Here is a 25047-nt window from a genome sequence, read left to right on the forward strand (position 1 = left end):
CATCACCGTGCCAGCTTATATTACGACAACATTAGGGTTCAAATGGCCGACGCTGGAACTGATCGTGGCCGCATTTAGGACAGACCGGCAGCATCTCCGGTGTATAAATCGCCATGTGGAAATGGCAGTTCTCGCACACCAGATTCCCCAGCCCGACAACCTCACCGCTGTGATACACCCCGTGGTGGTTCAGATCCTGAAAGACCTCACGCCACTCCAGCTGGGTTTTATCGGTAATGTCCGCCAGCTCCTGCCAGAGGCTCTCTTTAATCACCCGCATAAATACACTGTCGGTGGCCTCGTCCTGGCTTTCGCCATAGCTACGGGCGAACTCTTCCAGATCGCGGCGAACCGCGCGGGTCACCTCTTCCACTTCGGTGCGCGTTAACTCACCCGTCTGCATCACCTTAACGCGTGCATGCTCGACGAGCGCATCAATATCACGCTCACCATTCCGCAGACGTTCTGTCAATGTGGCGACCAGTTCACGGTAAAATTGAGCAACCTTGTTCATCATTTTGCCTCCCGGGTAAGTAAACCTCTCTAATGATAGACCTTATTTGCGCCCCGCTTTGTCAGGTCATCCACACTCTACGTAAATTCCTGCAAGGCGCTTTTAGTGGTAAAGGCTGTTTTGACGCGGGCGTTTGGGCTATGCTATGCGGATCTGAATTACCACATCCATTGGCTACGTTTGTAGCTGTATTGAACACAGGACCACTGGCTGCCATGCAAGAGCAATACCGCCCGGAAGAGATAGAATCGAAAGTCCAGCAACACTGGGACGAGAAGCGCACTTTTGAAGTCACCGAAGACGAGAGCAAAGAGAAGTATTACTGCCTGTCGATGCTTCCCTATCCTTCTGGCCGACTACACATGGGCCACGTGCGTAACTACACCATCGGTGATGTGATCGCCCGTTATCAGCGCATGCTGGGCAAAAACGTCCTGCAGCCAATCGGCTGGGATGCGTTTGGTCTGCCTGCAGAAGGTGCCGCGGTGAAAAACAACACTGCGCCAGCACCATGGACCTACGACAACATCGCCTACATGAAAAACCAGCTCAAGATGCTGGGCTTTGGCTATGACTGGAGCCGCGAGCTGGCGACCTGCACCCCGGAATATTACCGCTGGGAGCAGAAGTTCTTCACCGAGCTCTACAAAAAAGGGCTGGTCTACAAAAAAACCTCCGCCGTTAACTGGTGCCCGAACGATCAGACCGTTCTGGCGAACGAACAGGTTATCGACGGCTGCTGCTGGCGCTGCGACACCAAAGTTGAGCGCAAAGAGATCCCACAGTGGTTTATCAAAATCACCGCTTACGCCGACGAACTGCTGAACGATCTGGATAATCTGGACCACTGGCCAGATACCGTGAAGACCATGCAGCGTAACTGGATCGGCCGCTCTGAAGGGGTAGAGATCACCTTCAACGTTGAAAACTACGATCAGCCGCTGACCGTCTACACCACCCGTCCGGACACCTTCATGGGTGCGACCTACCTGGCCGTGGCCGCAGGTCACCCGCTGGCGCAGAAAGCGGCAGAGAACAACCCGGAACTGGCGACCTTTATCGACGAATGCCGCAACACCAAAGTCGCCGAAGCTGACATGGCAACGATGGAGAAAAAAGGCGTTGCCACCGGTTTCTATGCCAAACACCCGCTGACGGGCGAAGCGATCCCGGTCTGGGTCGCCAACTTCGTACTGATGGAATACGGTACCGGCGCGGTGATGGCCGTTCCGGGTCACGATCAGCGCGACTATGAGTTTGCCACCAAATACAACCTGGCGATCAAGCCGGTTATCCTGGCAGCAGATGGCAGCGAGCCTGACCTGTCTGAACAGGCATTGACCGAAAAAGGCACCCTGTTTAACTCCGGTGAATTTAGCGGCCTGAGCTTTGAAGAGGGCTTTAACGCCATTGCTGACAAACTGGCCGCGCTGGGCGTTGGCGAGCGTAAAGTTAACTACCGTCTGCGCGACTGGGGCGTTTCCCGTCAGCGTTACTGGGGTGCGCCAATCCCGATGGTGACGCTGGAAGATGGCACCGTTATGCCAACGCCGGAAGATCAGCTCCCGGTGATCCTGCCGGAAGATGTGGTCATGGACGGCATCACCAGCCCCATCAAAGCCGACCCTGAGTGGGCAAAGACTACCGTAAACGGTATGCCTGCGCTGCGTGAAACCGACACCTTCGACACCTTTATGGAGTCCTCCTGGTACTATGCGCGTTACACCTGCCCGCAGCATCAGGAAGGGATGCTGGATTCCAAAGCCGCAAACTACTGGCTGCCGGTAGATATCTACATTGGCGGTATCGAACACGCCATCATGCACCTGCTCTACTTCCGCTTCTTCCACAAACTGATGCGCGACGCGGGCCTGGTGAACTCTGACGAGCCAGCCAAACAGCTGCTGTGTCAGGGCATGGTGCTGGCAGATGCCTTCTACTACGTGGGCGCAAACGGCGAACGTAACTGGGTTTCGCCTAAAGATGCGATCGTTGAGCGCGACGAGAAAGGCCGTATCGTGAAGGCGAAGGATGCCGCAGGCCATGAGCTGGTCTATACCGGCATGAGCAAGATGTCCAAGTCCAAAAACAACGGCATCGATCCGCAGGAGATGGTAGAGCGTTACGGTGCCGATACCGTGCGCCTGTTTATGATGTTCGCCTCTCCGGCAGATATGACTCTGGAGTGGCAGGAGTCCGGCGTGGAAGGGGCTAACCGCTTCCTGAAACGTGTCTGGAAACTGGTTTACGAGCACACCGCTCAGGGTGACGCACCGGCACTGAATACCGCGGCGCTGACGGAAGATCAGCAGGCGCTGCGTCGCGATGTGCATAAAACGATTGCCAAAGTGACCGATGATATTGGCCGCCGTCAGACCTTCAATACCGCAATTGCGGCTATTATGGAATTGATGAACAAGCTGGCGAAAGCCCCGCAGGAGGGCGAGCAGGATCGCGCCATCATGCGTGAAGCGCTGCTGGCTGTGGTACGTATGTTGAACCCGTTCACCCCGCACGTCAGCTTCACCCTGTGGCAGGAGCTGAACGGCGAAGGCGATATCGACAATGCGCCGTGGCCAGTGGCTGATGAATCCGCAATGGTGGAAAACACCACGCTGGTCGTCGTGCAGGTCAACGGTAAAGTCCGCGGTAAGATTACTGTTCCGGTTGATGCAACCGAAGAGCAGGTCCGCGAGCGTGCTGGCCAGGAAACTCTGGTGGCGAAGTATCTTGATGGCGTTACCGTACGTAAAGTGATCTACGTGCCTGGTAAACTGCTGAACCTGGTCGTTGGCTAAGCGCGGGAGGAAGCGTGCGACAACTGGCAACATTACTGTTATCGCTGGCGGTGCTGGTCACCGCCGGATGTGGCTGGCATCTGCGTAATACCACACAGGTGCCGGAGCAGATGAAAACGATGATTTTCGATTCGGGCGATCCAAATGGTCCGCTTAGCCGTGCCATTCGTAACCAGCTGCGTCTTAACGGCGTTGAACTGATCGAAAAAGGTACGCTGCGCCAGGACATCCCATCGTTCCGCATCCTGAGCTCTACCCTGAGCCAGGATACCGCCTCCATCTTCCAGGATGGTCGTACTGCGGAATACCAGATGGTGATGGAAGTGCACGCTGCGGTACTGATCCCGGGTAGCGATATTTACCCTATCAGCACCAAGGTCTACCGTTCGTTCTTCGATAACCCGCAGACGGCACTGGCGAAAGACGCAGAGCAGACCATTATCATCAACGAAATGTACGACAAGGCGGCGGAACAGCTGATCCGTAAGCTGCCGAGCGTCCAGACTGCTGAAAAAGAGAATGACCTGAAAGCTCAGCCTGCTGCTCAGCCAACGGCATCCTCCTCGCGCGTCTCCACGACGCTGGGTCAGTAATGCTCAGGTTGTACCCTGAACAACTCCGCGCGCAGCTCAATGAAGGGCTGCGCGCGGCGTATCTGCTTCTCGGAAACGATCCGCTGCTGCTCCAGGAAAGCCAGGACGCCGTGCGTCACTTTGCGGCCACTCAGGGCTTTGAGGAGCACCACAGTTTCACCCTGGATAACAGCACCGACTGGCAGGAGATTTTCTCCCTTTGCCAGGCCATGAGCCTGTTTGCTGCCCGGCAAACGCTGCTTATCCAGCTCCCGGAAAACGGCCCTAACGCGGCGATCAACGAACAGCTTGCTACGCTGGTTAGCCTGCTGCACAGCGATCTGCTGCTGATCGTTCGCGGCAACAAACTGACCAAAGCGCAGGAAAATGCCGCCTGGTTTACGGCGCTGGCAAACCATTCGGTGCTGGTGACCTGCCAGACACCGGAGCAGGCGCATCTGCCCAAATGGGTGGCGGCCCGGGCAAAGCAGCGCAATCTGCAGCTGGATGACGCGGCCAATCAGCTCCTTTGTTACTGTTACGAAGGCAATCTGCTGGCACTGGCCCAGGCCCTGGAGCGGCTGGCGCTGCTCTGGCCCGATGGCAAACTGACCTTACCGCGCGTTGAGCAGGCAGTTAACGACGCGGCGCACTTTACCCCTTTCCACTGGGTCGATGCCCTGCTGTCCGCTAAGAGCAAACGCGCTCTGCATATCCTGCAGCAGTTGCGTCTCGAAGGCAGCGAGCCGGTGATTCTGCTGCGAACCTTACAGCGGGAACTGCTGCTGCTGGTGACGCTTAAACGTCAGTCAGCGCATACGCCTTTGCGCGCGCTGTTTGATAAACACCGGGTCTGGCAGAACCGCCGCGTCATGACCACCGAAGCCCTGAACCGGCTGAGTCCGGAACAGCTGCGCCAGGCCGTTCAGCTTCTGACGCGCACCGAGCTGACCCTGAAGCAGGATTACGGTCAGTCGATCTGGTCTGAGCTGGAGAGTCTCTCGCTGCTGCTGTGCCACAAGGCGCTGGCGGACATTTTTATAGAAGGGTAAGAGATGCATTCTCTACAGGCACTCTATGGCGGCACTTTTGACCCGGTACATTACGGGCATCTGAAACCAGTCGAGATCCTGGCCAACCAGATTGGCCTGCAGCGTGTCACTATTATGCCGAACAATGTGCCGCCGCATCGCCCGCAGCCCGAGGCCACCCCCGCCCAGCGCAAACAGATGCTGGAGCTGGCGATCGCCGATAAACCGCTGTTTGTTCTTGATGAGCGCGAGCTGCGCCGGGATAGCCCTTCCTATACGGCGCAGACGCTAGAGGAGTGGCGTCGCGAACAGGGGCCGGAGAAGCCGCTGGCCTTTATTATCGGCCAGGACTCGCTGCTCAATTTCCCGAGCTGGTATCAGTACGAAACAATCCTCGATAACAGCCATTTAATCGTCTGCCGTCGGCCAGGTTATCCCCTGACGATGAAAGAGGAGCAGCATCAGCGGTGGCTGGAGCAGCATCTCACTTATCAATCTGAAGATCTGCACAACCAGCCTGCCGGCAAAATTTACCTCGCGGAGACGCCCTGGTTTGATATCTCAGCCACGCTTATTCGCCAGCGCCTGCAGCAGGGTCTCCCCTGCGATGAGATGTTACCGATGCCGGTGTTGCGTTATATTCAACAGCAGGGGTTGTATCAGAAAAGCAGCAACTGACTGGCGCCCGGGAGAAAAAGCGCGCCATTCGCGCTCTCGCCATTGACACCCCCGTCAAGGCTGATATCCTCCGCTGCCAGACTTCCCGCCAGCACTGTTTTACAAAAACTGTTTTACAAAAATGGCGATGCAATCTTCGGCTGAGGGTGGGATGATACCCGCCTTCTCATGCCCGTCCGGTGACATTTGTCCCGACACTGCAGCCAGTTCAGGTATACTGTCTGGCTACGAATTTATAGTTGTTCAATCTCACTCTCCCAGGGGGAAAACTTGCAGGGTAAAGCACTCCAGGATTTTGTTATCGACAAAATTGATGATCTGAAAGGTCAGGACATCATTGCCATCGACGTTCAGGGCAAATCAAGCATCACCGATTGCATGATTATCTGCACCGGCACTTCTACGCGCCATGTTGCCTCCATCGCCGATCATGTGGTTCAGGAGTCTCGCGCTGCCGGCATGATGCCGCTCGGCGTTGAAGGCGAAGCGACCGCTGACTGGGTCGTTGTTGACCTTGGCGATGTGATTGTCCACGTCATGCAGGAAGAGAGCCGTCGCCTGTATGAACTGGAAAAACTCTGGGGTTAATGCGTGAAGCTGCAACTGGTAGCCGTCGGTACAAAAATGCCCGACTGGGTACAAACGGGGTTTACTGAATATCTGCGTCGTTTTCCAAAAGACATGCCGTTCGAGCTGGTGGAGATCCCCGCGGGCAAACGCGGTAAAAACGCGGATATCAAACGTATTCTCGATAAAGAGGGTGAGCAGATGCTGGCTGCTGCCGGTAAAAACCGCATCGTCACTCTCGATATTCCGGGCAAACCCTGGGATACGCCGCAACTGGCGGTTGAGCTGGAACGCTGGAAGCAGGACGGTCGCGACGTCAGCCTGTTGATTGGCGGACCGGAGGGATTATCCCCCGCCTGCAAAGCGGCAGCAGAACAGAGTTGGTCTCTCTCCGCGCTGACGCTCCCCCACCCGCTGGTTCGGGTTCTGGTTGCTGAAAGCCTCTATCGCGCGTGGAGCATCACAACCAACCACCCTTATCACCGTGAGTAATGATTAAGTCCTGGATAAATTAAGCAGCGGATGAAACTACAGAATTCTTTTCGCGACTATACGGCTGAGTCCGCGCTGTTTGTGCGCCGGGCGCTGGTCGCCTTTTTGGGGATTTTGCTGCTGACTGGCGTGCTGATCGCCAACCTCTATAATCTGCAGATTGTCCGTTTTACCGATTACCAGACCCGCTCCAACGAAAACCGCATCAAACTTGTTCCTATCGCCCCCAGTCGCGGCATCATCTATGACCGCAACGGTACGCCGCTGGCGCTGAACCGCACCATCTACCAGATTGAAATGATGCCGGAGAAGGTCGATAACGTGCAGCAGACGCTTGATGCACTGCGCAGCGTGGTTGATCTCACTGATGACGATATCGCCGCCTTCAAAAAAGAGCGCTCGCGTTCGCACCGCTTTACGTCGATCCCGGTCAAAACCAACCTCACCGAAGTGCAGGTGGCCCGCTTCGCCGTGAACCAGTACCGCTTCCCCGGCGTGGAAGTTAAAGGCTACAAGCGTCGCTTCTATCCGTACGGCTCTGCCCTGACCCACGTTATCGGCTATGTCTCTAAAATCAACGATAAAGATGTCGACAGGCTGGATAAAGATGGCAAGCTCGCCAACTATGCGGCAACGCACGATATCGGCAAGCTGGGTATTGAGCGTTATTACGAAGACGTTCTCCACGGCCAGACCGGTTACGAAGAGGTTGAGGTTAACAACCGGGGAAGAGTGATCCGCCAGCTGAAAGAGGTGCCGCCGCAGGCCGGACATGACATCTATCTGACGCTGGATCTTAAACTCCAGCAGTATATCGAAACCCTGCTGGCCGGCAGCCGTGCGGCGGTGATTGTCACCGATCCGCGCACCGGCAGCATTCTGTCGCTGGTTTCAACCCCAAGCTATGACCCGAACCTGTTTGTGGATGGCATCTCCAGCAAAGACTATTCTGGCCTGCTCAACGACCCGAATACGCCGCTGGTCAACCGCGCGACCCAGGGGGTTTATCCGCCTGCGTCAACAGTGAAACCGTACGTGGCGGTCTCTGCCCTGAGCGCCGGGGTAATCACCCGCAACACCGGCCTCTTCGACCCGGGCTGGTGGCAGCTGCCGGGCTCTGAAAAACGCTACCGTGACTGGAAGAAGTGGGGTCACGGGCATCTGAACGTCACCAAATCGCTGGAGGAGTCGGCAGATACCTTCTTCTACCAGGTGGCCTACGATATGGGCATCGACCGTCTCTCGGAATGGATGGGCAAATTTGGCTATGGCCATTACACCGGTATCGACCTGGCCGAAGAGCGTTCCGGTAACATGCCAACCCGCGAATGGAAGCTGAAACGCTTTAAAAAGCCGTGGTATCAGGGTGATACTATTCCGGTAGGCATCGGCCAGGGCTACTGGACCGCGACCCCGATCCAGATGAATAAAGCGCTGATGATCCTTATCAACGACGGGGTGGTGAAAGTGCCGCACCTGCTGATGAGCACCGTCGAAGATGGCAAAAAAGTGCCGTGGGCGCAGCCCCATGAACCGCCGGTGGGAGACATTCACTCCGGTTACTGGGAAATTGCCAAAGACGGGATGTACGGCGTTGCCAACCGCGCGAACGGGACGGCGCATAAGTATTTTGCCGGCGCACCGTACAAAATTGCAGCGAAATCCGGTACCGCGCAGGTCTTCGGCCTGAAGGCGAACGAAACCTATAACGCACACAAAATTGCTGAACGTCTGCGTGACCATAAGCTGATGATTGCGTTTGCCCCTTATGAGAACCCGCAGGTTGCCGTGTCGATCATTCTGGAAAACGGCGGTGCCGGCCCGGCGGTCGGCACCATTATGCGCCAGATCCTCGACCACATTATGCTGGGTGACAACAACACTGACCTGCCGAGCGAGAGCCCGGCTGCCGCCGGCGCGGAGGACCAATAATCGTGACGGATAATCCGAATAAAAAATCGCTGTGGGACAAGATCCACATCGACCCGGCCATGCTGCTGATCCTGCTGGCGCTGCTGGTTTATAGCGCTCTGGTCATCTGGAGCGCCAGCGGCCAGGACCTCGGGATGACCGAACGCAAGATCGGCCAGATCACCATGGGTCTGATCATCATGGTGGTGATGGCGCAGATCCCGCCGCGCGTCTACGAAGGCTGGGCACCCTATCTCTATATCTTCTGTATTATTCTGCTGGTAGCGGTCGATGCGTTCGGGGCGATTTCGAAAGGTGCGCAGCGCTGGCTCGACCTCGGTATTGTGCGCTTCCAGCCCTCGGAGATTGCGAAAATCGCCGTCCCGTTGATGGTGGCACGCTTCATTAACCGTGACGTCTGCCCGCCGTCGCTGAAAAATACCGGTATTGCGCTGGTGCTGATTTTCCTGCCGACGCTGCTGGTTGCGGCGCAGCCAGACCTCGGTACCTCAATTCTGATCGCCCTCTCTGGCCTGTTTGTGCTGTTCCTTTCCGGCCTGAGCTGGCGGCTTATCGGCATTGCAGTGGTGCTGGTCGCCGCCTTTATCCCGATTCTGTGGTTCTTCCTGATGCACGATTATCAGCGCCAGCGCGTGATGATGCTGCTGGATCCGGAGAGCGACCCGCTCGGGGCAGGCTATCATATAATACAGTCGAAGATTGCAATCGGCTCTGGCGGCCTGCGCGGTAAGGGCTGGCTGCACGGTACACAGTCGCAGCTTGAGTTCCTGCCTGAACGTCACACCGACTTTATCTTCGCGGTGCTGGCTGAAGAGTTAGGGCTGGTGGGGATTCTGATTCTGCTGGCGCTCTACCTGCTGTTGATCATGCGTGGATTGTGGATAGCCGCCCGGGCGCAAACCACCTTTGGCCGCGTGATGGCCGGTGGCTTGATGTTGATTTTATTCGTTTATGTTTTCGTAAATATTGGTATGGTGAGCGGTATTCTGCCGGTGGTAGGCGTACCGCTTCCCCTGGTGAGTTACGGAGGCTCGGCCCTGATTGTTCTGATGGCCGGGTTCGGGATCGTCATGTCGATCCACACACACAGAAAAATGTTGTCAAAAAGCGTATAAGGGGCACGCAATGCGTAAGCAGTGGTCTGGGATCTGCATCGCAGTGAGTTTACTGGCAGCCTGTACAAGTGACGATGGTCAGCAGCAAGCAACCGTCGCACCGCCGCAGCCGGCAGTATGTAATGGTCCGGTGGTTGAGATCAGCGGAGCCGATCCGCGTTTTGAACCGCTCAGCGCTACCGCGAATCAGGATTACGAGCGAGACGGTAAAAGCTACAAAATCGTCCAGGATCTTTCCCGCTTCAGTCAGGCAGGCCTGGCGGCTATTTATGATGCCGAGCCAGGAAGCAACCTGACCGCATCCGGTGAAGTGTTTGATCCAATGCAGCTTACGGCTGCGCATCCGACCCTGCCGATCCCGAGCTATGCGCGTATTACCAACCTGGCGAATGGCCGGATGATCGTGGTGCGTATTAATGACCGGGGCCCTTACGGCAACGATCGCGTCATCTCGCTTTCGCGCGCCGCGGCCGACCGCCTGAACACGTCAAACAACACCAAAGTGCGGATCGACCCGATTATTGTCGCCCAGGACGGCTCGCTCTCCGGCCCGGGTATGGCCTGTACTACCGTGGCAAAACAGACTTATGCCCTGCCCGCGCGTCCCGATCTGAGCGGCGGTATGGGTAGCGCGTCGTCCGTTTCCGAACCTGCGCCGCAGGGTGACGTGCGCCCCATCAGTAACGATACGCTGAAAAGCGAAGACAGCATGGGCGCACCCGTCAGCAGCAGCGGTTTCCTCGGCGCACCCACCACGCTTGCGCCAGGTGTACTGGAAGGCAGCGAACCGCCAGCGCCACAGCCGGTCGTCACCGCGCCGGTGAACCAGACGGCTCCGGTTACTGCGCCAGTGTCCGCTCCGACTCAGGCGCCGGTTACGGCCCCCGTTTCCGCCCCTGCCCAGGCCGGTGGCTATGTCGTGCAGGTTGGCGCAGTCAGCGATCAGGCACGTGCGCAGCAGTATCAGCAGCGTCTCGGCCAGCAGTTTGGCGTTCCGGGTCGCGTTGAGCAAAATGGCGCAGTCTGGCGTATCCAGTTAGGCCCGTTTGCCAGCAAATCTGAAGCCGCCGCGTTGCAGCAGCGCCTGCAGAATGAGGCGCAGTTACAATCGTTTATTGCTGTTGCAAAATGATAATCGGCGGTATCCGAATTGTCAGTATTTGTCATGTTGATACACATTCTCATGCTGAAAGTCGGATGCCTGCCTGTATAGCATTTGCTATAGTAAGGCACTTTTTTTAATTCCATCACGGATGTCGTTGTTCTGACCATGAAGACCACTTTCTCCGCTCGTTTTATGCAGCGCATGGCGCTCACTACGGCGCTTTGCGCAGCCACGCTCTCTGTTGCTCACGCCGATGACCTGAATATCAAGACCATGATCCCGGGCGTTCCGCAGATCGACGCGGAATCCTACATCCTGATCGACTACAACTCCGGCAAAGTGTTGGCTGAACAGAACGCTGATGCACGACGCGATCCGGCCAGCCTGACCAAAATGATGACCAGCTATGTCATCGGTCAGGCCATGAAAGCAGGCAAATTCAAAGAGACCGACCTGGTCACCATCGGTAACGATGCGTGGGCCACCGGCAACCCGGTATTTAAGGGCTCATCTTTGATGTTCCTGAAACCGGGTATGCAGGTTCCTGTCTCTCAGCTGATCCGCGGCATCAACCTGCAGTCCGGTAACGACGCCTGCGTGGCGATGGCAGACTTTGCCGCTGGCAGCCAGGATGCCTTCGTCGGCTTGATGAACAGCTACGTGAGCGCGCTGGGTCTGAAAAACAGCCACTTCCAGACGGTTCACGGCCTGGATGCTGAAGGTCAGTACAGCTCTGCGCGCGATATGGCGCTGATTGGTCAGGCGCTGATCCGTGACGTACCGAACGAATACACCATCTACAAAGAGAAAGAGTTCACCTTTAACGGTATTCGTCAGACCAACCGTAACGGCCTGCTGTGGGACAACAGCCTGAACGTTGACGGCATCAAAACTGGCCACACTGAAAAAGCCGGTTACAACCTGGTCGCTTCTGCTACTGAAGGCCAGATGCGCCTGATCTCTGCCGTGATGGGCGGTCGTACCTTTAAAGGACGCGAGGCCGAGAGCAAGAAGCTGCTGACCTGGGGCTTCCGCTTCTTCGAAACCGTGAATCCGTTGAAAGCAGGGAAAGAGTTTGCTTCTGAGCCAGTCTGGTTCGGGGATAACGATCGTGCCTCCCTGGGTGTCGATAAAGATCTCTACCTGACCATCCCTCGTGGACGCATGAAAGACCTGAAGGCCAGCTATGTGCTGAACGCCAGCGAGCTGCACGCCCCGCTGAAGAAAAACCAGGTTGTCGGCACCATCAACTTCCAGCTCGATGGTAAAACCATCGATCAGCGCCCACTGGTGGTGCTGGATGAAATCCCTGAAGGCAATTTCTTCGGCAAAATCATTGATTACATTAAATTGATGTTCCATCACTGGTTTGGTTAAGAATTGAACACTTGAAAGTGTGATTTCTGTCCCCATATACTATGTAACCTGATAACTCCCACCTGATGTGGGAGTTATTATTTTTTTGACGTACTGCCGGAGCTCCCATGAAAACCAAACTTAACGAACTGCTTGAATTCCCTACTCCTTTTACTTACAAAGTAATGGGGCAGGCGTTGCCTGAGCTGGTTGATCAGGTGGTTGAGGTGGTACAGCGCCATGCGCCAGGTGACTACTCTCCGACGGTGAAACCAAGCAGCAAAGGTAACTACCACTCCGTGTCGATCACCATCACGGCGACGCATATTGAACAAGTCGAGACCCTGTACGAAGAGCTCGGCAATATCGATATCGTTCGTATGGTGCTGTAACGCCTTTCGGTTACCCGCATCGCCGGGTAACCTGCTTCCCCTCTGTGATATACTCCCCGCTACAGTTTGTTCCTTCGTTCGGAGAGATCGTTTTGTATCAGGACACCCTTCTCGTTCGCCAGCTTGGGCTGCAGCCCTATGAGCCTGTCTCCCAGGCTATGCATGAATTTACTGACAAACGTGACGAGAACACGCCGGATGAGATCTGGCTGGTAGAGCATCCCCCCGTCTTTACCCAGGGCCAGGCAGGCAAAGCTGAGCATCTGTTGATGCCTGGCGATATTCCGGTTATCCAGAGCGATCGTGGCGGGCAGATTACCTATCACGGGCCGGGTCAGCAGGTGATGTATGTTCTGCTCAACCTGAAACGCAGGAAGCTCGGCGTGCGCGAGCTGGTAACGCTGCTGGAACAGACAGTGGTTAACACGCTGGCTGAATTTGATATTGAAGCCCACCCGCGGGCGGACGCCCCCGGCGTCTATGTCGGTGAAAGGAAAATATGTTCACTCGGTCTGCGCATTCGTAAGGGGTGCTCTTTTCACGGTCTGGCATTAAACATCAATATGGATCTTTCACCTTTCCAACGCATTAACCCTTGCGGTTATGCGGGAATGGAAATGGCACAAATGAGTCAATGGGTAGAGGACATTACGCCTGAGATTGCGCGTCCACATTTGGTAAACTCTTTTTTAGCACTGCTAAACAATCCACCACACAAATATATTACTGCTTAATTCTCTTCCCCTTCTGGCTCATTTATTTGATGAGCCATTCTTATTTCATACCATTTATCCTTTACAACAATCCCCGATTTCTATATTTTCAAAAAGCCTGCAACACGTCTGCACATTCGCGTTTCACCTGTTTTTCAGCGTCGGCATGGCCAGCAAACTGGCGCAATTACGCCCGAACAAAAATCATACGATTCAATGAGTTAATTTAAAAAACTCCAATTATTTTAAGCAGTTTACCTATATCAATAAGCACATTATTTAAATTCAACTATTATTTATATCGTGAATAAATACGGAGGGATAGCGTGGATAATAATAAACTTCCAGAAAAGCGCTTGAGTGAAACCGGAAGTGATGCAAAACCGCAAATTTTTCGGACTTTACGTAATATCGATCTCAACTTATTGACGATTTTTGAGGCGGTATATGTTCATAAGGGGATCGTTAATGCTGCGAAAATTCTGAACCTCACTCCCTCGGCAATTAGTCAGTCCATTCAAAAATTACGGACAATTTTTCCCGATCCCCTGTTTATTCGTAAAGGCCAGGGCGTAACTCCTACCGCCTATGCCACCCACCTGCATGAGTACATTAGCCAGGGGCTGGAATCCATTCTCGGCGCGCTGGATTTAACCGGCAGCTACGATAAGCAACGCATCATCACTATCGGTACGACCCCCTCCGTGGGCGCCCTGGTGATGCCGATGATCTACCATGCCGTGAAGACCCACGCGCCACAGTTGATGCTGCGTAATATCCCGGTCAGTGACGCCGAGGCACAGCTCAGCCAGTTTCAGACCGACCTTATCGTGGACAGCAACGCCCTGAACGCCCGGGCCTTAAGCCGTAATGTGCTTTTTGCGGATAAGCTGCTTTTGGTCTGTCGTAAAAATCACCCGGCATTGCACGAGCCTGCCACGGTTGAAAATCTCCAGCGCTACGAGCAAACGCTGCTGTTGATGGAGGGTCAAAATCTCAACGGGCTGCGCCAGCGCATTAATGACATTTTCCCGGAACGTCTGGTCAATTTTAGCAGTTACAATATTTTTACCATTGCCGCGCTGATTGGCAGCAGCGACCTGCTGGGCATCATCCCGAAGCGCCTGTTTGACCAGGTTCGTCACTGCTGGCCGGTGGACCAGATCCCCTTTGCCCCGCTCAATGCTGAATCCGTTGAAATCTCGCTGTATTACAACAAGCTGAGCCTGCGGGATCCGGTCCTTGAAAATATGATTACTATCATCCGCCAGGCTTTTTGAGCCTCACTCTAATCTGTAAAACCGGGTTATGCCGCACAAAAGGCTTAAAACAACAACTATTTTACAATTTGGCGACCGGGCAGGCTGCTTTATCGTCCGTATCAATGATATACTGCCTGTCGTTCGTTCAAAAATAGTTGATAAATACAACATTCCCTTGAATTGAAACGCTTTCCTTCGATATTCGCAACTGGAAGACGCACGCTATGAGTAAACCCATTGTGATGGAACGCGGTGTTAAATACCGCGATGCCGATAAAATGGCCCTAATCCCGGTTAAAAACGTGGCTACGGAGCGCGAAGCGCTGTTAAGAAAACCGGCATGGATGAAAATCAAACTTCCGGCGGACTCTTCGCGTATTCAGGGAATCAAAGCGGCGATGCGCAAAAACGGCCTTCACTCCGTTTGTGAAGAAGCCTCCTGCCCGAACCTCGCTGAATGTTTCAACCACGGCACCGCGACCTTCATGATCCTCGGCGCTATCTGTACCCGCCGTTGCCCATTCTGCGACGTTGCCCACGGACGTCCTGTTGCCCCGGACGCCAATGAACCCCAGAAACTGGCGCAGACCATCGCTGATATGGCGTTGCGCTATGTGGTCATCACCTCCGTCGACCGTGACGATCTGCGCGACGGCGGCGCTCAGCACTTTGCTGACTGTATCACTGCCATCCGTGAGAAAAGCCCATCCATCAAGATTGAGACCCTGGTTCCGGACTTCCGTGGCCGTATGGATCGCGCGCTGGAAATTCTCAACGCCAACCCGCCAGATGTCTTTAACCACAACCTGGAAAACGTACCGCGCCTCTATCGTCAGGTGCGCCCGGGTGCAGATTACAACTGGTCACTGAAGCTGCTGGAGCGCTTTAAAGAAGCCCATCCGGATATCCCGACAAAATCGGGTCTGATGGTCGGTCTGGGTGAAACCAACGAAGAGATCATTGAAGTGATGCGCGATCTGCGTCGTCATGGCGTCACCATGCTGACGCTGGGCCAGTATCTGCAGCCAAGCCGTCACCACCTGCCGGTGCAGCGTTACGTGAGTCCGGAAGAGTTTGACGAGATGAAAGCCGAAGCGATGGCAATGGGCTTCACCCATGCAGCTTGCGGTCCGTTCGTTCGTTCCTCTTACCACGCCGATATGCAGGCGAAAGGCGAAGAAGTGAAGTAAACCCGTCACAAAAGTTTACAGTTCACCCATAAAAAAACCGGCTTACAGGCCGGTTTTTTTTATCAAACGCTTTAACGCGTTGCCGTTACTCTTTGTGAGAGAGCTTCTCAGCAGCGATATCTGCATCGGCACTTCTTTTCGCCGTTGCATCATCTTCGTTCATCGCCTTTTTAAAGCCTTTGATGGCAGCACCCAGGTCTCCGCCCAGCGTACGTAATTTTTTGGTACCAAACAGCAGGACAACCAGTGCGGCTACCACCAGCAGTTTGGTAATACTAATCTCACCCATAGATACCTTCTTGACGTAAACAGGCTGCATTTCGCGCCTTAAAAACCCGACCTTATTAACGGTCATTTAGCGCCCGCACACAATAGCAATCTGTAACAAGGTGAATCAAGCGTTGTTTAAAAAACTCACAATAATTGCGGTGGCGCGAAACGTCGGTTGCGCAGGACAGGCAACTGCTGGCGCGCATGGGTGATGCGCTCACGGTCGATTTCAGCCAGCAACAGTGCCGGGCCTTCAGCCGCGGCCGCAATGGTCACGCCCAGGGGGTCAATAATGCGGCTCTGACCGATGTTCTTATTGCCGCACTCGCCTGCTGCGATCACATAGCAGGTGGTGTCCAGCGCCCGGGCCGCCAGCAGCGTTGACCAGTGGTGCTCCTTGAGCGACCCTCTGACCCATGCCGCAGGTAAAACTAATACTTCTGCTCCCGCCAGCGCCAGATTCAATGCCATCTCCGGGAAGCGCAAATCGTAGCAGGTCATCAGCCCCAGATGGATGCCGTCGATCTCAATCAGCGGCGGCACAACCGAGCCCGCATCAACCAGACGGGATTCCTGAATACTGAACGCATCATAAAGATGGAGTTTGGCGTACTGGGCAACGATCCTGCCGTCGCGCAGGGCGACAAGGGTGTTAATCGCTCTGCCTGCGGTTGAAGGAACATGCACGGTCAGTACTGTGGTCAGGTGATTATGCGCGCTCTCCTCCAGCAGCCGGGTCATAAAGCCACCGTCGAGCGGCTGAGCGGACTTTACGGAGAGGTCGGGATCGTTATCATCGCGCGCCAGCAGCGCTTCGGGCAGCACCAGCAGCGATGCCCCCTGTTCTGCCGCCTGCGCCATCAGCGACACGCAGGTTCCGGCATTTTTTTGCCAGTCCGCTGTTACTGCAAATTGTCCAACCGCAACGTACATATTTTCCCCCTGCATCAAACGGCGTTACACTCATAGCCCTTACACATCAAACAGCAGGTATTGTTCGTGTTTCAACTACTTTTAGCCGTTTTTATCGGTGGGGGCACAGGAAGCGTGGCGCGCTGGCTGTTAAGCATGCGGTTTAACTCCCTGCATCAGCAAATCCCGTTCGGCACGCTGGCAGCGAATCTCACGGGTGCCTTTATCATTGGCCTGGGGCTGGCGTGGTTCAACAGGATGACCCACATCGATCCGGTCTGGAAATTATTGATCACTACCGGCTTCTGCGGCGGGCTCACAACGTTCTCGACCTTTTCGGCGGAAGTGGTGTTCCTGTTGCAGGATGGCCGCGCCGCGTGGGCGCTGCTGAACATTGCGGTCAATCTGCTGGGCTCGCTAATGATGACCGCGCTCGCATTTTGGTTAGTTTCTGCGATTAACGCGCATTAAAAACGCGGCCCTTAATGTTGGCTTAATTTTTCTCAGGCACCCTTGAGGCAGTTGACTGAGAGGGCGTGGGAATGAAAGAGAAAATGGCAAGCGCAGGGGCGGTAATGCTGAGCGTACTTATTATCGCCAGCTTTCTGAAACTGTACATGTTTAGCTGAGCTGAAACGAAAAAAACCCGCTCAATGAGCGGGTTTTGGAATTCTTGCTGTCTCGTCTGAATTACAGAGCGATTACGTTAGCAGCAGAAGGGCCTTTGGCACCGTTAGTGATTTCAAACTCAACGCGCTGACCTTCAGCCAGAGTTTTGAAACCATTGCTCTGGATTGCAGAGAAGTGTACGAACACGTCTTTGCTGCCATCTTCCGGAGTAATGAAACCGAATCCTTTGGACTCATTAAACCACTTAACGTTACCTTTAATCTTAGACATCAAAATTACCTTTACATGAAAATTGGACACAAATGCTGTGTCGGGTATCAGTACAACAATTGTTAGCGGTTTTGTCCAGTGGCTTTTTGAAGAAAAGTGACAAAAGTCGCGTTAATTTTTCCTCCCCAATTTTTATCCTTTACTATTCAATAACTGGCTATTAAATGACCAGTGTGTGAAGTTTTTTCAGTTAAAACTGAAACCGCATCCAGGCGAAGTAAACGTTGCCGTTGTTATAGGTGCCGGGGATGTAGGTCATCTGGAAGGTTGCCGGGCCATATCCCACAGAAGCCAGCGGCAAGAGCACCGGAATGGGAATGTAATTCCAGTTATCGCGGGCCGTCACGCCAGTGGTATAGCCAAGCCCCAGATGGACCTTATCATTCGATAGCGGACGCCAGGTTTTTTCACAGCCGTAACCCGCTACAGGCTCCCACTTATTGTAGGAATCCTTAAAGGCCATCATGTAGAGGCCGTGCCAGTTACCTTTTTCATCCCAGCGTGACTGCCCGAACCCTGCCCCCCAGGGGCGCTCATTGTGGCGATCGGTCTTCTCTTTGTCATAAGCGAAGCGGGCATGCCAGGTTATGACAGGCACATAGAGATCGTAATGCTGCGGCTTTTGCCAGGTTTGTTTTACATTATTCGTGAAGGTGCTCACCCAACTGTCGGAGGACGTTACGTCTTGTGCTGTCGCTACAGTAGAAAAAGAGACCTCAGCCAAAATAACAGAAAAAATTAAAATAAATTTATTAACAACTCTCACGATATTATTACCGATTATATATTCACTGCATGTTTGCGCACAGAATATGCTCATTGATATTCGCGAGGTATGCCCTTTTACTTTATTAATCATTAACGCCGCATAAAAAAATCCTGAAAATAGTTTGCACCTGATATTAATTAAACAGCAATTAAGCAAAACTAATACTGAGACGACAGTTTATATACCGCCGAAATAATCAAAATCGATAATACAGCCTGGTAAGCCGCTACGGCCCCGGCACCGCAGCGCAACAGGGGAGCCGCGGTCGTTGCAGCAGCGCACACACGCAGAACAACCTCTTCCTGCAGGGCCTTCATTGATATCGTTTTTCCGCTATTGCTTTCCTGAACGCTCTATTTCCCGGCACACCCAAAAGCCACAACAAACAATAATTCTGCAATTACATTTAATTATTTTTAAAGACCCAGCTAACGAGCACACATATTATTACCCGTGTTAAACCAAGGTATTTTTACGACAGTCTGAATCCGCTGCTTTTTCTCCGGCAGCAGAGACGATTTATGCGCAACCGGCAGTGAAACCTTTTACACAAGCGATTTTAAAAAGCGCAGACGCAAGTCTCATAACGGTTTAACATTCGTACCGCAATCGCGTTTGCGCACACGCGCAGGCACCATCGGCGAAGAGAATGAGCCCGGCCACAGCAAAATCGGAAACATTGCCCCTCTAGTAGCCGATTTATTGATTTTAGTCAGCGAGACCGGGCCATTATTTCGGCACATTTTGTCACCTTATTTTCATTGCTACTTATCCTTCGCTCTGGGGGCGTCGGGAAACAGAGGAAACCATGCTAACGTTTATCGAGCTCCTGATCGGGGTGGTTGTCATTGTCGGCGTCGCGCGCTACATCATTAAAGGTTACTCCGCTACCGGGGTGCTGTTTGTCGGCGGTCTGACTCTGCTGATTGTCAGTGCCCTGATGGGTCACCAGGTGCTGCCATCCAGCGCCACCAGCACCGGTTACACCGCAACCGATATCATTGAATACATCAAAATCCTGCTGATGAGCCGCGGTGGCGATCTGGGGATGATGATCATGATGCTCTGTGGGTTTGCCGCCTATATGACCCACATCGGCGCCAACGATATGGTCGTTAAGCTGGCCTCAAAACCGCTGAGCTATATCAACTCCCCTTACCTGCTGATGATTGCCGCCTATTTTGTCGCCTGCCTGATGTCACTGGCCGTATCGTCAGCGACGGGCCTCGGCGTACTGTTGATGGCAACCCTGTTCCCGGTAATGGTTAACGTGGGAATTAGCCGCGGTGCGGCGGCGGCCATCTGTGCCTCTCCGGCAGCGATTATTCTCTCCCCCACCTCCGGTGACGTGGTGCTGGCCGCTAAAGCCGCCGAGATGCCGCTGATCGATTTCGCCTTTAAAACCACCCTGCCGATCTCTATTGCCGCCATTATCGGCATGGCAATTGCGCACTTCTTCTGGCAGCGCTACCTCGATAACAAAGAGAACATCTCGCACGAACGCCTCGACGTCAGCGAAATCACCACTACGGCCCCCTCCTTCTATGCCATTCTGCCGTTTACGCCCATCGTCGGCGTGCTGATTTTCGACGGCAAATGGGGCCCGGAACTGCACATCATCACCATTCTGGTGCTCTGCATGCTGATTGCCGCGCTGCTGGAGTTTGTTCGCGGCTTCAATACGCAGAAGGTCTTTAGCGGCCTGGAAGTGGCGTACCGCGGCATGGCGGATGCCTTCGCCGGCGTGGTGATGCTGCTGGTGGCAGCCGGGGTCTTTGCCCAGGGGCTGAGCACCATCGGCTTTATCCAGAGCCTGATCTCCATCGCCACCTCGTTCGGTTCCGCAAGCATTATCCTGATGCTGGTGCTGGTGGTGCTGACCATGCTGGCGGCGATGACCACCGGCTCCGGTAATGCGCCGTTCTACGCCTTCGTGGAGATGATCCCGAAACTGGCGCACTCATCCGGTATTAACCCGGCCTATCTCACCATCCCGATGCTGCAGGCCTCTAACCTGGGCCGCACCATCTCCCCGGTTTCCGGTGTGGTGGTTGCCGTTGCCGGGATGGCGAAAATTTCGCCGTTCGAAGTGGTAAAACGCACCTCTGTTCCGGTGCTGGTTGGACTGATTATTGTGATTATTGCCACGGAAGTGCTGGTGCCTGGCACCGCCGTAGGCTAAGCCACGCCACAGCATAAAGCGCCTGCGGGCGCTTTTTGTGCTTTAATAAGCACCAGCAATATTTTGCCTTCAACCATCAGGAATTGACATGTTCAGAAAGGATTTCGTTTTGCCTGTCAGCGTCACCGCAGTTGCGCTGTGCGCTTTCCCGGCGCAGGCCGCCCCGCTTCAGGCGACGCAATACGCGGATTTCGATCGCTACGTGCTGGCGCTCTCATGGCAATCTGGTTTTTGCCAGAGCCTGCATGACCGCAACCGCGCAGCGCCAGATGAGTGCCGCCTGCAAAAAGAGCGTGACGACAAAACGACGATCCTCACCGTTCATGGCCTGTGGCCGGGCTTGCCGAAATCTATCGCCGCCCGCGGCGTCGACGATCGCCGCTGGATGCGCTATGGCTGCGCCACCCGCCCCATTCCCAATATGCCGGAGGCAAAAGCCAGCCGTAAATGCGACGCCGCCGAGACCGGTCTGTCGCTGACCGGTGCCGCGAAGCTGAACGAGGTGATGCCCGGCGCAGGCGGCAATTCCTGCCTCGAACGTTACGAATATGCCAAACACGGCGTCTGCTTTGGGTTCGATCCCGACACCTATTTCGGCACCATGGTGCGCATGAACCAGGAAGTCAAAGCCAGCCCGTTGGGGCAGTTCCTCGCGGCCAACTACGGCAAAACCGTCACCCGCAGCGCCTTTGACGCCGCCGTCGCCAGAAGCTGGGGACCGACGACGGTGAAAGCTGTCAAGCTCAGCTGCAGCGGTAATCCGGCCTATCTCACGGAAGTACAGCTTTCCCTCACCGCGGCCAGCATCAACGCCCCGCTGGCGACCTCCTCATTTGTGCCACAGCCGCATCCGGGCAACTGTGGCAAACAGTTTGTGATCGACAAAATCGGCTACTGAGATCTTACCCTTTACGCGCGTCCGGGCGGACCAGGTCAAAGCGTTGATCCTCGCTAATGGCGAAGTACGCCGTCGGGCCACCGGCGCGCAGCACCGGCTGCGCTTTCGCCGTCTGATAGATCCCGTCCTGCAGCAGGTTTTCGTCAATGTGGACTCCCACCACTTCCCCCAGCACCAGCCAGGTATCGATCGGAGCGCCGTTGGCGGCAGTCAGCTGGATACACTGGGACAGGCGGCACTCAAAATTGACCGGACTTTCGGCGACGCGCGGCACCTTCACCACCTGGCTCTCCGCTTTGGTCAGCCCGGCACGTAAAAATTCATCCTCCCCGTGCGCAAGGCTGGCAGAGGTCTCATTCATGGCGCTGGCCAGCTCACGGGTGGTGAGATTCCAGACAAACTCCCCGGTCTCGACAATATTGCGCACGCTGTCCTTCCAGCCGGTGCTGGCAAAACCGATGATGGGCGGATGGTAATTAAAACAGTTGAAGAAGCTGTAGGGCGCCAGATTGGGGCGTCCTTCAGGATCGCACGAGGCAATCCAGCCAATCGGACGTGGGCCAACAATGGCATTGAGTGGATCGTGCGGCAGGCCGTGTCCCTGGGAAGGTTGATAAAAGTACATAGCGCTCTCTGAACAGGTTTGGAATGTAAACCGGCAGGCACGGATTACGCTTCGCTCATCCCCCTGCCCCAAGAGGATCAGCGTAACGCAATCCGTATGAAATGAAGAATGAATATGTGTCGTTTATCGACGCTTATCAGCGGCGCTCACTTTGTAAGGGCGCATAAAAAGGATAATCCAAATCGACGAACGATCACGTTTTTCGTACAAAATTCATACTATCGAGGCAGATGATAGCCCGGAACTCAATCCACGCCATGAATGTGACAGCCATCACTTCAAACCCGGGCGCAGACTCAGTATTATCAGTTATCGTTAAACCCTCGCTACCGGATGGCGAGGGTTTTCTTTTGGCATCTTCTGCGGTTGTCGCAGCATTAACGACATGGAGTAAATAATGTCCAGACCCACCATTATCATTAACGAACTCGATGCTGAACGTATCGACCGCCTGCTGGAGCAACCGGCCTTTGCATCGCTGCCCGTCGCAGATGCCCTGAACGCTGAACTGGATCGTGCCCAGATGTGTGCCCCGCAGGACATGCCGTCTGACGTGGTCACGATGAACAGCAAGGTGAAATTCCGCGATCTGACCACCGGAGAAGTACGCACCCGCACGCTGGTCTACCCGGCGCAGATGACCGACAGCAGCACGCAACTGTCGGTCCTGGCCCCGGTGGGGGCCGCGTTGATTGGCCTGCGTACCGGCGACACTATCCACTGGGAACTGCCAGGCGGTACCGCCACGCATCTGGAGGTGCTGGAACTGCTCTGGCAGCCTGAAGCGGCAGGCGAATACCTGCGCTAAGCCCATCTGAATAAGCGTTTACGCGCTTAACCCAGAGGATGCCCGGGCATCCTCTTTCCGGCCTTCCGCGATCAGATCACGCCGCCAGGCATAGGGTTTACCAGCCCCGTGACCCGCTCTTTTGCCACTTCCGCGCTTTGTGCACCAGGTACCAGAATAATTTTCCGGCAATCTTCCTGACGCTTATCAAAGATCTCATACCCGCGAGCCGCCTCTTCAAACGGCATATAGTGGGTGACGATCTCTTCTGGCGTGAGCAGCCCCTGCTCGATCAGCGGCAACAGTTCACCCAGCCAGGCATGAACGTCAGTCTGCCCCATTTTAAAGGTGAGCCCTTTGTCAAAGGCATCGCCAAACAGGAAACCATGAATAAAGCCGGCATAGACGCCCGGCACGCTGACGATCCCACCGCGCCGTACCGCAGCAATACACTGCCGCAGGGCTTTACCGCTGCTGCCCTCGAGCTTGAGGTTGGTCAGCACCGTTTCGGTGGTGCTCCCTTTCGCCTCAAAACCTACCGCATCGATAACAGCATCCACCCCACGCTGGCCCCGGGTCTGCTCAATGATTTTTTCTGCGGCATCGTCGTCGCGATCAAAGTTAATCGGGATCGCGCCGTAACGATCCTGGGCGAAGCGCAGTCGATAGTCGTGATGATCGACGATAAATATCTGCTCGGCCCCGAGGTAACGTGCGCAGGCAACGGTCAGGAGGCCTACTGGCCCGGCACCAAACACCGCGACGCTGCTGCCCTGAGTGATCTGGGCATTTTTGGCGGCCTGCCAGGCAGTGGGCAGGATGTCCGACATAAACAGGGCCTTATCATCTGACAGCAGCGGCGGCACCTTAAAGGGGCCGACGTTGCCTTTTGGCACGCGGACATATTCCGCCTGGCCGCCGGGCACACCACCGTAAAGATGGCTATAGCCAAAAAGCGCAGCCGGAGGTGGGATCTGTTTTTTATTCAGGGAGGCACCGCGCCCGCTGTTGGTATTTTCACAGGCGGCATAATGCTGCATGCGGCAGAAAAAGCAGTCGCCGCAGGCAATGACAAAGGGGATCACCACGCGATCGCCCTTAGCGAGGTTTTTCACCTCTCGGCCGGTTTCCACCACTTCCCCCATAAACTCATGGCCGAAGATATCACCATGTTCCACCTTAGGGATCTTCCCATGATAGAGATGCAGATCAGAACCGCAGATCGCGGTGGCGGTGATGCGCAGGATAATATCGTCAGCTTGTTCGATGGCCGGATCGGGTACCGTTTCAACCTTAACGTTATGTGGGCCATGATACGTCAATGCTTTCATTCGACCTCCGGATTCAGAGAAAAAATGCGGGCTTACCTTAAAAGGGTAGCCATCAGCGGGGATATACCGGGAAAATGCACGGCTTTGGGATTATTCCTGGCCTGCAAGCGCGACGGCAGAACAGCAACAAGCGGGACGATATTAAAAAATGCCTGCCAGCTATCAGAATTTGCTTATATTTTGTGTTTGAATGGATTAAGCGTAAATAAACAGGGAGAAACGGTTATGTACCAGACGATTATTATGCCGGTAGATGTTTTTGAGATGGAATTGAGCGACAAGGCGATTCGCCATGCTGAATTCCTGGCGCAACAGGATGGTATTATTCACTTACTGCATGTTTTACCGGGATCTGCCACCTTCGGATTGCATCGCTTCGCCGCGGACATGCGCCGCTTTGAAGAGCATATCGAAAAAGAAGCACAAGCCCGGTTAAAGACCATGATCGGCCATTTCAGCATCGACTCATCACGACTCAGAACCCATGTCTGTTTTGGTAATGTGCGTGACGTAGTGAATGAGATGGCCAGCGAGCTGAAGGCCGATATCGTGGTGATCGGGTCGCGTAACCCGTCAATCTCCACCCATCTGCTGGGGTCGAACGCCTCCAGCGTGATTCGCCACGCCTTTGTGCCGGTGCTGGTCGTGAGATAAAA

26 protein-coding genes are annotated in these 25047 nt (G+C 54.7%); 19 read left to right on the forward strand and 7 right to left on the reverse strand.

Annotated elements, in window-relative coordinates:
* Nucleotides 1–31: 31 nt before the first annotated feature.
* Nucleotides 32–514 (reverse strand): zinc ribbon-containing protein, encoded by a 483-nt coding sequence (locus DVA43_RS11595; RefSeq protein ID WP_103823619.1) that lies wholly within the window; start codon nt 512–514, stop codon nt 32–34.
* 215 nt (nt 515–729) lie between these two features.
* On the opposite strand from DVA43_RS11595, the gene leuS reads away from it, so the two are divergent.
* From leuS to lipA, 14 genes are all read left to right on the forward strand, one after another.
* Complete coding sequence (gene leuS, locus DVA43_RS11600) at nt 730–3312, forward strand: leucine--tRNA ligase (RefSeq protein ID WP_147271027.1); 2583 nt, start codon at nt 730–732, stop codon at nt 3310–3312.
* 14 nt (nt 3313–3326) lie between these two features.
* Complete coding sequence (gene lptE / locus DVA43_RS11605) at nt 3327–3905, forward strand: LPS assembly lipoprotein LptE (protein ID WP_103823594.1); 579 nt, start codon at nt 3327–3329, stop codon at nt 3903–3905.
* Nucleotides 3905–4936 carry a DNA polymerase III subunit delta gene (gene holA, locus DVA43_RS11610; protein WP_114315625.1) on the forward strand — a complete coding sequence of 344 codons (1032 nt, stop codon included), beginning with the start codon at nt 3905–3907 and terminating at the stop codon, nt 4934–4936. The genes lptE and holA overlap by 1 nt, the downstream gene beginning before the upstream one ends.
* Before the next feature lie 3 nt (nt 4937–4939).
* Nucleotides 4940–5593, forward strand: a complete 654-nt coding sequence (nadD, locus tag DVA43_RS11615; RefSeq protein ID WP_114315626.1) for a nicotinate-nucleotide adenylyltransferase — start codon at nt 4940–4942, stop codon at nt 5591–5593.
* A 270-nt stretch (nt 5594–5863) separates the two neighbouring features.
* Nucleotides 5864–6181, forward strand: a complete 318-nt coding sequence (gene rsfS, locus DVA43_RS11625; protein ID WP_103178668.1) for a ribosome silencing factor — start codon at nt 5864–5866, stop codon at nt 6179–6181.
* 3 nt (nt 6182–6184) lie between these two features.
* Nucleotides 6185–6652, forward strand: a complete 468-nt coding sequence (gene rlmH / locus DVA43_RS11630; RefSeq protein ID WP_103823598.1) for a 23S rRNA (pseudouridine(1915)-N(3))-methyltransferase RlmH — start codon at nt 6185–6187, stop codon at nt 6650–6652.
* Nucleotides 6653–6682: 30 nt separating this feature from the next.
* The gene (gene mrdA / locus DVA43_RS11635) at nt 6683–8584 is read left to right on the forward strand and encodes a peptidoglycan DD-transpeptidase MrdA (RefSeq protein ID WP_103823599.1); all 1902 of its coding nucleotides are present in this window, start codon (nt 6683–6685) and stop codon (nt 8582–8584) included.
* A 2-nt stretch (nt 8585–8586) separates the two neighbouring features.
* Nucleotides 8587–9699 carry a peptidoglycan glycosyltransferase MrdB gene (gene mrdB / locus DVA43_RS11640; protein WP_114315628.1) on the forward strand — a complete coding sequence of 371 codons (1113 nt, stop codon included), beginning with the start codon at nt 8587–8589 and terminating at the stop codon, nt 9697–9699.
* A gap of 10 nt (nt 9700–9709) precedes the next feature.
* Nucleotides 9710–10831 (forward strand): endolytic peptidoglycan transglycosylase RlpA, encoded by a 1122-nt coding sequence (gene rlpA, locus DVA43_RS11645; RefSeq protein WP_114315629.1) that lies wholly within the window; start codon nt 9710–9712, stop codon nt 10829–10831.
* A gap of 138 nt (nt 10832–10969) precedes the next feature.
* Nucleotides 10970–12181, forward strand: coding sequence for a D-alanyl-D-alanine carboxypeptidase DacA (dacA, locus tag DVA43_RS11650; protein WP_103823602.1), 1212 nt, complete (start codon nt 10970–10972; stop codon nt 12179–12181).
* A gap of 107 nt (nt 12182–12288) precedes the next feature.
* Nucleotides 12289–12552, forward strand: a complete 264-nt coding sequence (gene ybeD, locus DVA43_RS11655) for a DUF493 family protein YbeD (protein ID WP_003022706.1) — start codon at nt 12289–12291, stop codon at nt 12550–12552.
* 92 nt (nt 12553–12644) lie between these two features.
* Entirely contained in the window at nt 12645–13286 is a 642-nt protein-coding gene (gene lipB, locus DVA43_RS11660) for a lipoyl(octanoyl) transferase LipB (RefSeq protein WP_114315630.1), read from the forward strand.
* 305 nt (nt 13287–13591) lie between these two features.
* Nucleotides 13592–14545, forward strand: coding sequence for a YbeF family transcriptional regulator (locus tag DVA43_RS11665; RefSeq protein WP_114315631.1), 954 nt, complete (start codon nt 13592–13594; stop codon nt 14543–14545).
* A 206-nt stretch (nt 14546–14751) separates the two neighbouring features.
* The gene (gene lipA, locus DVA43_RS11670) at nt 14752–15717 is read left to right on the forward strand and encodes a lipoyl synthase (protein ID WP_103824200.1); all 966 of its coding nucleotides are present in this window, start codon (nt 14752–14754) and stop codon (nt 15715–15717) included.
* 85 nt (nt 15718–15802) lie between these two features.
* Here lipA and tatE read toward each other — a convergent pair whose 3' ends face one another.
* Together tatE and DVA43_RS11680 are read right to left on the reverse strand one after the other, a co-directional pair.
* Entirely contained in the window at nt 15803–16006 is a 204-nt protein-coding gene (gene tatE / locus DVA43_RS11675; protein ID WP_103824199.1) for a twin-arginine translocase subunit TatE, read from the reverse strand.
* Nucleotides 16007–16131: 125 nt separating this feature from the next.
* Nucleotides 16132–16920 (reverse strand): deaminated glutathione amidase, encoded by a 789-nt coding sequence (locus tag DVA43_RS11680; protein WP_114315632.1) that lies wholly within the window; start codon nt 16918–16920, stop codon nt 16132–16134.
* A 66-nt stretch (nt 16921–16986) separates the two neighbouring features.
* Here DVA43_RS11680 and crcB point away from each other — a divergent pair, with 66 nt between their 5' ends.
* Entirely contained in the window at nt 16987–17370 is a 384-nt protein-coding gene (gene crcB, locus DVA43_RS11685; protein WP_114315633.1) for a fluoride efflux transporter CrcB, read from the forward strand.
* Between the two features lie 219 nt (nt 17371–17589).
* Here the strand turns inward: crcB and cspE are convergent, their stop codons facing one another.
* Complete coding sequence (gene cspE / locus DVA43_RS11690) at nt 17590–17799, reverse strand: transcription antiterminator/RNA stability regulator CspE (RefSeq protein WP_002439184.1); 210 nt, start codon at nt 17797–17799, stop codon at nt 17590–17592.
* 190 nt (nt 17800–17989) lie between these two features.
* The gene (gene pagP / locus DVA43_RS11695) at nt 17990–18565 is read right to left on the reverse strand and encodes a lipid IV(A) palmitoyltransferase PagP (protein ID WP_371414034.1); all 576 of its coding nucleotides are present in this window, start codon (nt 18563–18565) and stop codon (nt 17990–17992) included.
* Nucleotides 18566–19376: 811 nt separating this feature from the next.
* On the opposite strand from pagP, the gene dcuC reads away from it, so the two are divergent.
* Complete coding sequence (dcuC, locus tag DVA43_RS11700; RefSeq protein WP_114315634.1) at nt 19377–20750, forward strand: anaerobic C4-dicarboxylate transporter DcuC; 1374 nt, start codon at nt 19377–19379, stop codon at nt 20748–20750.
* 88 nt (nt 20751–20838) lie between these two features.
* On the forward strand, nt 20839–21648 hold the full coding sequence (rna, locus tag DVA43_RS11705) for a ribonuclease I (protein WP_114315635.1): 810 nt from the start codon (nt 20839–20841) through the stop codon (nt 21646–21648).
* Nucleotides 21649–21652: 4 nt separating this feature from the next.
* On the opposite strand, the gene DVA43_RS11710 is transcribed toward rna, so the two are convergent.
* Nucleotides 21653–22273 carry a flavin reductase family protein gene (locus DVA43_RS11710; RefSeq protein WP_114315636.1) on the reverse strand — a complete coding sequence of 207 codons (621 nt, stop codon included), beginning with the start codon at nt 22271–22273 and terminating at the stop codon, nt 21653–21655.
* Nucleotides 22274–22670: 397 nt separating this feature from the next.
* Between DVA43_RS11710 and rnk the strand changes: the two genes are divergently transcribed.
* Nucleotides 22671–23081, forward strand: coding sequence for a nucleoside diphosphate kinase regulator (gene rnk, locus DVA43_RS11715; protein WP_114315637.1), 411 nt, complete (start codon nt 22671–22673; stop codon nt 23079–23081).
* A 71-nt stretch (nt 23082–23152) separates the two neighbouring features.
* Here rnk and DVA43_RS11720 read toward each other — a convergent pair whose 3' ends face one another.
* Nucleotides 23153–24391, reverse strand: a complete 1239-nt coding sequence (locus tag DVA43_RS11720) for a zinc-dependent alcohol dehydrogenase (RefSeq protein WP_114315638.1) — start codon at nt 24389–24391, stop codon at nt 23153–23155.
* A gap of 225 nt (nt 24392–24616) precedes the next feature.
* Between DVA43_RS11720 and uspG the strand changes: the two genes are divergently transcribed.
* Complete coding sequence (gene uspG / locus DVA43_RS11725; RefSeq protein ID WP_103824192.1) at nt 24617–25045, forward strand: universal stress protein UspG; 429 nt, start codon at nt 24617–24619, stop codon at nt 25043–25045.
* Nucleotides 25046–25047: the final 2 nt, after the last annotated feature.

Source organism: Leclercia sp. W6 (genome assembly GCF_003336345.1).
Taxonomy (GTDB): Bacteria; Pseudomonadota; Gammaproteobacteria; order Enterobacterales; family Enterobacteriaceae; genus Enterobacter.